Origin of the sequence: Clostridium boliviensis, assembly GCF_033342255.1 — a bacterium.
Taxonomy (GTDB): domain Bacteria; phylum Bacillota; class Clostridia; order Lachnospirales; family Lachnospiraceae; genus Lacrimispora; species Lacrimispora boliviensis.
Genome location: NZ_JAWONS010000262.1, coordinates 1 through 532, shown reverse-complemented (window position 1 = coordinate 532; position 532 = coordinate 1). Strand labels below are relative to the sequence as shown.

2 protein-coding genes are annotated in these 532 nt (G+C 58.6%); both read left to right on the top strand.

Annotated elements, in window-relative coordinates:
- On the top strand, positions 1–304 hold a 304-nt coding region (gene rplR, locus RZO55_RS17930; RefSeq protein ID WP_318065631.1), incomplete at its 5' end, for a 50S ribosomal protein L18.
- A 17-nt stretch (positions 305–321) separates the two neighbouring features.
- The coding region (locus RZO55_RS17925) for an uS5 family small ribosomal subunit protein (RefSeq protein ID WP_500683312.1) at positions 322–532 on the top strand (211 nt) is incomplete at its 3' end.

Genomic DNA, 532 nt, shown 5'->3' with positions numbered 1-532 from the left:
TTTCGGCACGCCGGAGCGTCCCCGCCTGAACGTGTTCCGCTCCTCCAAAAACATCTACGCCCAACTGATCGACGACCTGGCCGGCCACACCCTCGTTTCCGCATCCACCCTGGATCCGGAGCTGAAGGGCGAAATCGAAAACGGCGGCAATGTGGAAGCGGCGCGCAAAGTCGGTCAGCTGATCGCCAAGCGGGCGTTGGAGAAAGGTCTGAAGCGTGTGGTGTTCGACCGCGGAGGTTATCTTTACCACGGACGGGTAAAGGCCTTGGCTGAAGGTGCCCGGGAAGGAGGGCTCGACTTTTGAACAAGGAAAACAAAGCGATGAAGCAGGAAGCTCCTGAACTGATTGAGAAAGTGGTGAACATCAATCGGGTGGCCAAGGTGGTCAAAGGCGGACGGAGGTTCAGCTTCAGCGCCTTGGTCGTCGTCGGTGATGGAAAGGGAATGGTCGGTGCCGGAATCGGCAAGGCCGCGGAGGTGCCGGAAGCGATCCGGAAGGGGATTGAGGAAGCCAAGAAGAATATGATCCGTG